The sequence below is a fragment of the Mycobacterium sp. genome (assembly GCF_049585075.1).
Classification (GTDB): domain Bacteria; phylum Actinomycetota; class Actinomycetes; order Mycobacteriales; family Mycobacteriaceae; genus Mycobacterium.
Genome location: NZ_JBAUZA010000294.1, coordinates 1 through 8,758, shown reverse-complemented (window position 1 = coordinate 8,758; position 8,758 = coordinate 1). Strand labels below are relative to the sequence as shown.

The window sequence follows — 8,758 nt, the reverse complement described above, 5'->3', positions numbered from 1 at the left end:
GGGCCGGCCGGCTTCATCGAGCGGCTGCCCGAGACCGAAGGGCTGCCCGACTGGATAACCGCACAGGAAGTCGACCATTACGTCACCGAGTTCACCCGCACCGGTTTCACCGGCGGGCTGAACTGGTACCGCAATCTGGACCGCAACTGGGAAATCCTGGCCGACCCGCCAGCCCCGACCATCTCGGTGCCGGCGTTGTTCGTCGCCGGCACCGACGATCCCGTGGGAGGCTTCATGCACCGCGACCGAACCCGGGAGGTGGTGACCGGCCCCTACCGTGAGGTGATGATCGAGGGCGCCGGGCACTGGCTGCAACAGGAGTGCCCGGATCAGGTCAACGAGGTTGTGCTGGACTTCCTCTCGAGTGTGCAGCTGTGACCAGCCGCCCACTGAACTTCGGTGTTTTCATCACGCCGTTTCATCCGACCGGCCAATCACCCACGGCAGCACTCGAATACGACATGGATCGAGTCGTCGCCCTGGACCGTCTTGGCTTCGACGAAGCGTGGTTCGGGGAGCACCACTCCGGCGGCTACGAGTTGATCGCCTGCCCGGAGGTGTTCATCGCCGCCGCGGCCGAGCGGACCAAGCACATCCGGCTTGGTACCGGTGTGGTGTCGCTGCCCTACCACCACCCGCTGATGGTGGCCGACCGGTGGGTGTTGCTGGATCACCTGACCCGCGGGCGGGTGATGTTCGGTACTGGTCCGGGCGCCTTGCCGTCGGACGCCTACATGATGGGCATCGATCCGGTCGAGCAGCGCCGGATGATGCACGAATCGCTGGACGCGATCCTGGCGTTGTTCCGCGCCGTACCCGGAGAGCGGATCAACCGTCACTCGGACTGGTTCACGCTTCGCGATGCTCAGCTGCACATCCGCCCCTACACCTGGCCTTACCCGGAAATCTCAACGGCAGCGATGATTTCGCCGTCCGGACCGCGGCTGGCGGGTGCGCTCGGCACGTCACTGCTTTCGCTGTCGATGTCGGTACCGGGCGGCTACGCGGCGCTGGAAAATACCTGGGAAGTCGTGTGCGAACAAGCCGGCAAAGCCGGACACGAGGAACCCGATCGTGCCAACTGGCGAGTGCTGGGCATCCTGCATCTGGCCGACACCCGAGATCAGGCCATAGACGACTGCACCTACGGCCTGCAGGACTTCGCGAAGTACTTCGGCGCTGCCGGGTTCGTGCCGCTGGCCAACCTGGTCGAGGGCGCGCAGTCGCCCCACGAATTCGTCGAAGACTATGCGGCGAGGGGCAATTGCTGCATCGGAACCCCCGAGGAGGCGATCGACTACATCGAGGATCTGCTGACCCGGTCGGGTGGATTCGGCGGATTCCTGTTGCTCGGCCACGACTGGGCATCGCCACGGGCGACCTATCACTCCTATGATCTGTTCGCCCGCAAGGTGATTCCACATTTCAAAGGGCAATTGGAGGCACCTCGGGCATCGCATGAATGGGCCAGGGGGATGCGTGACCAACTGCTTGGCCGCGCCGGCGAGGCCGTGGTCAAAGCGATCACCGAGCACACCGATGAACTCAAGATGGAAAGCGAGAACAGCTGATGCGCGCCGCGGTATTACGTGAAGGCCGCATGGTCTATCGCGACGACGTGCCCGATCCCGTTCCCGGGCCGGGTCAGGTTTTGGTCGGCGTGCGATCGTGTGGGATCTGTGGCTCCGACCTGCATTTCGCGGCGCACGGCGCCGAGGTGCTGTCGCTGAGCGGTCAAATGGCAGACAGTCTCGGCGGTGGCATGAACGTGGACTTGAACAACGACATCTTCATGGGCCACGAGTTCAGCGCGGAGGTGCTCGACGCCGGGCCCGACACCGAAACATTTCCGTCGGGAACGCTGGTCACGTCGATACCGGTGCTGATCTCGGGACGACACGTCGAACCGATCGTCTACAGCAACAGGACACTTGGCGGCTACGCCGAGCGCATGCTGCTTTCGGCGCCGCTGCTGCTGCGCATTCCCAACGGCCTGGACCATCGCCATGCCGCCTTGACCGAACCGATGGCGGTCGGCCTGCACGCCGTGAACAAGTCGGGCGTTCAGCCCGGCGAGACCGCGCTGGTGGTCGGTTGCGGTCCGATCGGCATCGCTGTGATCGCTGCCCTGCGCGCCTGCGGAATAGAAAGCGTTGTGGCAGCAGATTTTTCGCTGAAGCGACGCGAGCTCGCTACTGCGCTGGGCGCACACCAGACACTCGACCCTGCGCAGGGCTCTCCATTCGACACCGTCAGTCCCGCTGTGGTATTCGAGGCGGTCGGGGTGCCCGGCATCATTGATGACGTGATGCGCAGGGCCAGGCACGGCACTCGACTCGTCGTTGTGGGCGTGTGTATGCAGCCCGACACCTTGCATCCGTTCTTCGCCATTGCCAAGGAGATCAACGTCCAGTTCGTCCTCGCCTACGATCCGAACGAATTCGCCGATTCCTTGCGCGCAATTGCCGAAGGCGACATCGACGTCGCTCCGATAATCACCGGCGACGTCGGCCTCGAGGAGGTCGGCGCAGCGTTCGACGATCTCGCCGACCCCGAGCGGCACTGCAAGATATTGGTGACACCCTAAGTCTGCATCACCCCCCGGCCGGCGGATGTGGCACCACGGTCGGCTTGAAACCATAACGGGGGGAAGCAAACTGTAGGTTTCGGCCGCTGGAGCCCATCACCGGCATCCCGCCCAACGTGTTCGCGGCCGGCTCGGCGGCAACCGGTGTGCCGAGGCCGGCGAGCGACACGACCGCGGGACTGGTCGCCGGCGTGACGCCGCCCCAGGCCTGCGGCACCGATAGCCTGCCAACCAGTTCCGCCTTGCCCAGAACTCCTGTGGCAGCAGGGGGGACGACGGCGGCCGGGAGGCTCGGCGGTATCGCCTCGGCGACGCTGGCGGCGGTCTTCGCGACCGGCGGCGCCAGACTGTGGCCCAGGCCGTCGATGTCTTTGAACGCGGTCGTGAAAAGCCGCGTGGGCGAGATCAATCGAATGAAAGCGTCGAAACCGGTACTGGCATCCAGGGTGGACGACCCGGTCAGGCCCTCCAGCATGTCGCCGAGCACTCCGCCCACGATCAACCCGTCGCGTTGGAGTTCCAGACGTGTCCGGTCAACCCGAGCGCGGCCGCGAGACTATCGAGGTCACCGAGCCAGGGCGGCGCCGGCGTCGACCCGGCCAGCCCGGCCAGCGTGTCAGGGACGGCGGCCTGCGCACCGGCAGATCCGACCGCTTGGGAGACAGCCGCGGCCTGGGCACCCAGTCCGGCGGGATTGACAGACTCCGCCGCCGGGACGAACGGAGTCAGCGTCGACGCCGCCGACGACGCTCCCGCGTAGCCGTACATTGCGGCCGCGTCCTGGGCCCACATCTCGGCGTATTGCGCTTCGGTCGCCACGATCGCGGCGGTGTTCTGACCCAACAGGTTCGTTGCGACCAACGCCAGCAACAGCGCCCGATTGGCGGCAATTTCAGGCGGCGGCACCGTTGCGAGAAACGCCGCCTCGTAAGCGCTTGCCGCGGCCGCCGCGTGGGCCGCGCTGTTCGGCCTGCCCGGCGGTGCCGTTCAGCCACGTCACTTGCTCCGCGGACGCAGCAGCCATGGAGGCCGCCGCCGGCCCTTGCCATGACCCGTCGATCAGACCGGCGATCACCGAGCTGTACGCAGACGCGATGGTGTGCAGCTCGGCCGAGAGGCCTTCCCAGGCCGCGGCGGCCGCCAGCATCGGCCCCGAGCCGGGTCCGGAATACATCAACGCCGAGTTGATTTCGGGCGGGAGTAGTGCGAAATCCAGCACGACTACTCCTGGTCTAGCCGACTGCCGCGGCGTTAGCGGCCTCGGTGGCGGCATACGATGCGGCGCTGGAGCCGAGCATTGTCGCCAAAAACTCCTGGACCACAGCGGCGTGCGCGCTGACCATCTGGTAGCGCTCGGCGTGCGAAGCGAATTGCGCGGCGGTCAAGGCCGACACCAAATCACCGGCGGCGGGCAGCACCCCTGCCGTCGGGCCGGCGGCGGCCAAATTTCCGGACCGCAGCCCGGCGTTGATGGTGTGCAACTTGCCGGCGGCTGTGGCCAACAAGTCAGGCTGTGTGATGACGGTCGGCATGGCTCCTCCTGAAAAGTGGTTATTCCTCGACAACTTCAGCCATCTGATGACGTGGCCGAAGCGGATCACTCGCCACGTTAAGCCCGCCACGGTTGCCAAACCCAGCGTCCGCCAACCTTGTTCATCGCCGAGTTGGCAACTATTCACTTAGCTGAGGGAGTAGGCTACGATATATGAGTTCGGCATGAAAGTTATTGCCGTTCAATATGATTAGAGGTTCATATGAGAAGCCCTCTGGTTGCCATTCTACCCGGTAAGCTTTGCTAGGCGCGCGCCGACCGTCATTTCGGTGCGCTAGGCGATTCCCCAACGACGTGCTGCAGTTAATTCCGCTGTCCCGGATGGGAATTCGAAGCGGTATCCGGTGAACATGTTGCACCGAAGCCGAATTCGAAATCAGGCGATGCGACCGCGGGTTTGAGGAATGTCCGGCCTGAACGGTGCGACAAGATGAGAACCACGCTTAGCAGGCGGTGGAGCCTGCCGCTGGTATATCTTGACGAAAGCCGGCTAACTCACCGCAATCGAGCGAAACTAGGAGCAGCTGTCGGCCAACGCAGTCGACCGCCGAGACCACAGATGCTCCTGAGGAGGCACGATGCCAACGTCGGCGCCGAGCCTGGCACGGCAGATGTTGCGACGCCGCCCGGTGAGCGGCGCACCAGTCGCCGCCTCGGATCACTTGCAGCGCAGCCTGGGAACCTTCCTGCTGACCATGTTTGGCGTGGGCGAAACGGTCGGTGCGGGCATCTTCATCGTGCTCTCGCAATCGGTGCCGCAAGCCGGCCCGGCAGTGGTCATCTCGTTCATCATCGCCGGCATCGCGGCAGGACTGGCCGCGGTCTGCTATGGCGAAATGGCCTCGGCGGTACCGATTTCCGGGTCGGCGTACTCATACTGTTACGTCACCCTGGGCGAGCTCGCGGCAATGGGCGTCGCGGCATGCCTGCTTCTCGAGTACGGCGTCTCCACTGCTGCGGTGGCCGTCGGGTGGAGTCAATATCTGAACAAGCTACTTGATAACGTCTTCGGATTTCGTCTGCCACAAGCTATTTCAGGGGGACCATGGGATGCCGAGCGCGGTGTCATCAACCTGCCGGCCATCGTCTTGGTAGCGATGTGCGCCGTCCTGCTCATCCGCGGCGCCAATCAGTCCGCGAAGGCCAACGCCGTGATGGTGGTGATCAAGCTCAGCGTGCTGGTGATTTTCTCGGCTATCGCGTTCACTGCCTTCAAAGCAGACCGTTTCAGAGACTTGGCACCATTCGGCGTCTCAGGCATCAGCTTGGCCGCGGGCACAATCTTCTTCGCTTACATCGGCCTTGACGCAGTATCGACCGCCGCCGACGAAGTCAAAGATCCGCAACACACGATGCCGCGGGCCATCATCTACGCCCTGCTGATCGTCACCGGTATCCATGTGCTCGTGTCGGTTGCCGCGATGGGGAGCCAGCCGTGGCAGGACTTCAAGGGCGAAGAGGCAGTGCTGGCAGTGATCTTGGACCACATCACCGGAAACACCGCGGGCAGCACGCTGGTGTCTGCCGGCGCGGTGATATCGATCTTCTCGGTCACCCTCGTGACGCTCTACGGCCAGACCCGCATCCTGTTCACGATGGGCCGCGACGGCCTGCTGCCGGCGACATTCGCGAAGGTCAACCCGCGCACGATGACACCGGTCGGAAACACCGTGATCGTCGCCGTCGTGGTGGCAGTTCTGGCCGCGCTGGTCCCGTTGGACCGGCTGGCCGAAACAGTGTCCATCGGCACCCTGACCGCATTCATCGTGGTGTCAGCAGGAGTGATCATCCTGCGCATTCAACAACCGGATTTACCTCGCGGCTTCAAGGTGCCGGGTTATCCGGTGACGCCGCTCTTGTCGATCGCGGCATGCGCCTACATTCTGTTAAGCCTGCATTGGTACACCTGGGTTGCCTTCAGCTGCTGGGTGACGCTGGCGCTGATCTTTTACCTGGTGTGGGGCCGGCGTCACAGCGCACTGAATAGCCAAGGAACGGCGGCCTCACGTAATTCGATCGACCGTTGACCTTGCCCTTGGGGCAAGCCTTACATTCGCGTTTACCACGAGAAAGGGGATGGGGCCGGTCCACCACGCGACGACCACCTGACTACCAATGAGTGAAACACCAGAGCCCACAACCGAACCAACGTCTGCGGCTGATGAGTCGTCGGACTCCAGCAAGCCGGATAGGCTGCGCCGAGCCCTGACCTGGGTCGGAATCGTCGCCGGCTCCGTCATCGTCGTCGCCGCCATCTTCGTTTCCGGCGCGGCAACGAGTTGGCTCTCTGGCCGCGATGATCAGTCGCGACACGAGGCGTCCTGCATGATGGGCATGCAAGACATGCCAAAAGGACCGATGCCGATGCCCGGCGACAAACCACCGATGCCCGGTGATAAGGATTGCTGTGGCAAAAAGGGGCCAGCCGGCACCGACTGCTGCGCACCCAAGAAGTCATAGCTGCCCTCGGCCTTCGGTGCGGCTACCCTAAAACCTTGCCGCGACGGCAGGGTCTGGAATTCAGACGCCGTCAGCAGGCCTGAGGAGAGTTGCCGTGGCTCACACCGTTGGCGATGCCGCCAAGGCTGTCGGCGTCTCCACCAAGGCAATTCGGATCTGGGAGTCCAAAGGACTGCTGGCGCCGGCGGGACGAACCGAAGCCGGTTATCGCATCTTCACCGATGACGACATCGAGATACTGCGGTTCATCGGGCGGGCGAAGACACTCGGGCTGACGCTTCCGGAAATCAAGAACATCCTCGACCTGCACCGCCAGGGCACCGCGCCCTGCGACCAAGTGACCGCGTTGCTCGATGCGCATATCCGAGATATCGACCAAAAGATTGCCGGGCTGCGCGCGCTACGTCGCAGCTTGTCGACGGCTCTGCAGGGCGCACGCCGGGATCAAAATCAAGGCCGAACCGCCACGGTGTGCCGAATTATCGAAAGCTAAGTCGGCGGTCCGCGCCAGCCCGTCAATTAGGGTGCCAACCATGGCGGTCACCACACGTACCGGACTCGCGCTCCGATTCATGCTCGGGCTGGGTCTAACAGTCGGCGTCTTGTCCGGCTGTGACAGCCACGCGGGCAAGGTTGGCGACAACCCTCGTGAGGTGACGGTTGTCGGCTCGGGCCACGTGCAAGGCGTCCCGGACACCCTCACTGCCGAAGTCGGTATCGAGTTCAGCGCACCGGACGTCACCGCGGCGATGAACCAGACCAACGACCGCCAGCAGGCTGTCATCAATGCGCTGACTGGCGCGGGCGTCGACCACAAAGACATCACCACCACCGAGGTCAGCCTGCAACCCGAGCACGACAGTTCGGGTGACATCATCACCGGGTATCGCGCCAACAACTCGATCCGGGTCAAGATCCACCCGACCGATTCGGCGTCGCATGTGCTGGCCGTCATCGTCGGAACCGGCGGCGACGCCACCCGGATCAACTCGGTCAGCTACTCCATCGCCGACGACTCGCATCTGGTGAAGGACGCTCGCGCGCACGCGTTTCAGGACGCTAAGAACCGGGCCGAGCAGTACGCACAGTTATCCGGCCTCAAGCTCGGCAAAATCATCTCGATCTCGGAGGCATCCGGTGGAGCCTCCAACATGCCTCCGGCACCGCCGCGCGGCGGCATAGCGCAGAGTGTCCCGCTTGAGCCCGGCCAGCAGACGGTGAGCTTCTCGGTCACCGCCGTCTGGCAACTTCAGTAGAACTCAATCAATCCTGGTACACCCTGGGGTCAAGGGTTCCGATGTAGGGCAGGTCGCGGTAGCGCTCGTCGTAGTCGAGGCCATAGCCCACCACGAACTCGTTGGGGATGTCGAAACCCACATATGCGATGTCGACGTTGGCGCGTAGCGCATCGGGCTTGCGCAACAACGTGCACACCCGCAGTGAATGCGGATGCCGGGTGGCCAGGTTGCGCAGCAGCCACGACAGCGTCAGCCCGGAGTCGACCACGTCCTCGACGATCAGCACGTCCCGGTCGTTGATATCGCGGTCGAGGTCTTTGAGGATGCGCACCACCCCGGACGACGAGGTCGACGATCCGTAGGAACTGACCGCCATGAACTCGAACTGGGTCGGCAGCGGGATCGCGCGCGCCAGGTCGGTGACGAACATGACCGCGCCCTTGAGGACGGTGATCAACAACAGGTCGCGCTCGCCGGCGATGGACAGTTCGCGATAGTCCGCGCCGATTTGCGCGCCGAGCTCGGCGATGCGGGTCTGGATCTGCTCCTCACGCAGCAAGACCGACTTGATGTCGCCGGGATACAACTCTGGCGATTCCGCTGCCACGCCCACAGCGTGCCATGCCATCGTGCGGACAACCAACGGTGGTCGGCTAGACCGGCTCCCGACGCAACGTCAATAGCCCCCCGGTTCGGCCGGCGACCAACCGCTGATGGCGCAAACTGGACCCGACCGCCACCCCGCCCTGGCCGCGCCAGGCGGTGATCAGCCTGTCCACACCGCGAATCTGCTTGTCGGTCAGCCCGATCGCGCCGCCGGCCAGAAGCCAGCTGCGGATGACGCCACGACGAACCGGGTCAGGCAGCCCCGCCAGCGCCCGGGCGTCGAGTCCCTCGGCGCTCGCGGATGCGGTCATTGCC

Annotated in this window: 10 protein-coding genes and 1 pseudogene; 7 read left to right on the top strand and 4 right to left on the bottom strand. The window is 64.2% G+C overall.

Annotation, left to right across the window (positions count from 1 at the left end; genetic code table 11):
• From WB785_RS14425 to WB785_RS14415, 3 genes are all read left to right on the top strand, one after another.
• A partial coding sequence (locus tag WB785_RS14425; protein ID WP_424080015.1) for an alpha/beta fold hydrolase occupies positions 1–378 on the top strand: 378 nt, incomplete at its 5' end.
• The gene (locus WB785_RS14420) at positions 375–1,571 is read left to right on the top strand and encodes an LLM class flavin-dependent oxidoreductase (protein WP_424080014.1); all 1,197 of its coding nucleotides are present in this window, start codon (positions 375–377) and stop codon (positions 1,569–1,571) included. The genes WB785_RS14425 and WB785_RS14420, both read left to right, overlap by 4 nt.
• Positions 1,571–2,587 (top strand): zinc-binding dehydrogenase, encoded by a 1,017-nt coding sequence (locus tag WB785_RS14415; protein ID WP_424080013.1) that lies wholly within the window; start codon positions 1,571–1,573, stop codon positions 2,585–2,587. The genes WB785_RS14420 and WB785_RS14415 overlap by 1 nt, the downstream gene beginning before the upstream one ends.
• 7 nt (positions 2,588–2,594) lie before the next feature.
• On the opposite strand, the pseudogene WB785_RS14410 reads toward WB785_RS14415, so the two are convergent.
• Both WB785_RS14410 and WB785_RS14405 read right to left on the bottom strand, forming a co-directional pair.
• Positions 2,595–3,806 (bottom strand): annotated as a pseudogene (locus tag WB785_RS14410) (PPE family protein).
• A gap of 13 nt (positions 3,807–3,819) precedes the next feature.
• On the bottom strand, positions 3,820–4,119 hold the full coding sequence (locus WB785_RS14405) for a PE family protein (RefSeq protein ID WP_424080012.1): 300 nt from the start codon (positions 4,117–4,119) through the stop codon (positions 3,820–3,822).
• Between the two features lie 598 nt (positions 4,120–4,717).
• Between WB785_RS14405 and WB785_RS14400 the strand changes: the two genes are divergently transcribed.
• From WB785_RS14400 to WB785_RS14385, 4 genes are all read left to right on the top strand, one after another.
• Positions 4,718–6,166: an APC family permease gene (locus tag WB785_RS14400; protein ID WP_424080011.1), complete on the top strand. Its 1,449-nt coding sequence runs from the start codon at positions 4,718–4,720 to the stop codon at positions 6,164–6,166.
• An 88-nt stretch (positions 6,167–6,254) separates the two neighbouring features.
• A complete protein-coding gene (locus WB785_RS14395; RefSeq protein ID WP_424080010.1) occupies positions 6,255–6,599 on the top strand; it encodes a hypothetical protein in 345 nt (114 codons plus the stop codon).
• Positions 6,600–6,693: 94 nt separating this feature from the next.
• Positions 6,694–7,092 (top strand): heavy metal-responsive transcriptional regulator, encoded by a 399-nt coding sequence (locus tag WB785_RS14390; RefSeq protein ID WP_424080009.1) that lies wholly within the window; start codon positions 6,694–6,696, stop codon positions 7,090–7,092.
• 79 nt (positions 7,093–7,171) lie between these two features.
• Complete coding sequence (locus WB785_RS14385) at positions 7,172–7,855, top strand: SIMPL domain-containing protein (protein WP_424080016.1); 684 nt, start codon at positions 7,172–7,174, stop codon at positions 7,853–7,855.
• Between the two features lie 7 nt (positions 7,856–7,862).
• Here WB785_RS14385 and hpt read toward each other — a convergent pair whose 3' ends face one another.
• Both hpt and WB785_RS14375 read right to left on the bottom strand, forming a co-directional pair.
• Positions 7,863–8,465 carry a hypoxanthine phosphoribosyltransferase gene (gene hpt / locus WB785_RS14380; protein WP_424080008.1) on the bottom strand — a complete coding sequence of 201 codons (603 nt, stop codon included), beginning with the start codon at positions 8,463–8,465 and terminating at the stop codon, positions 7,863–7,865.
• 25 nt (positions 8,466–8,490) lie between these two features.
• Positions 8,491–8,758: TilS substrate-binding domain-containing protein (locus WB785_RS14375; protein ID WP_424080007.1), on the bottom strand; the 268-nt coding region annotated here is incomplete at its 5' end.

Coding starts and splice junctions, on each gene's coding strand:
- hpt (WP_424080008.1), bottom strand. CDS start 8,465: ATGGCATGGCACGCTGTGGGCGTGGCAGCGGAATCGCCAGAGTTGTAT.
- WB785_RS14395 (WP_424080010.1), top strand. CDS start 6,255: ATGAGTGAAACACCAGAGCCCACAACCGAACCAACGTCTGCGGCTGAT.
- WB785_RS14385 (WP_424080016.1), top strand. CDS start 7,172: ATGCTCGGGCTGGGTCTAACAGTCGGCGTCTTGTCCGGCTGTGACAGC.
- WB785_RS14405 (WP_424080012.1), bottom strand. CDS start 4,119: ATGCCGACCGTCATCACACAGCCTGACTTGTTGGCCACAGCCGCCGGC.
- WB785_RS14400 (WP_424080011.1), top strand. CDS start 4,718: ATGCCAACGTCGGCGCCGAGCCTGGCACGGCAGATGTTGCGACGCCGC.
- WB785_RS14415 (WP_424080013.1), top strand. CDS start 1,571: ATGCGCGCCGCGGTATTACGTGAAGGCCGCATGGTCTATCGCGACGAC.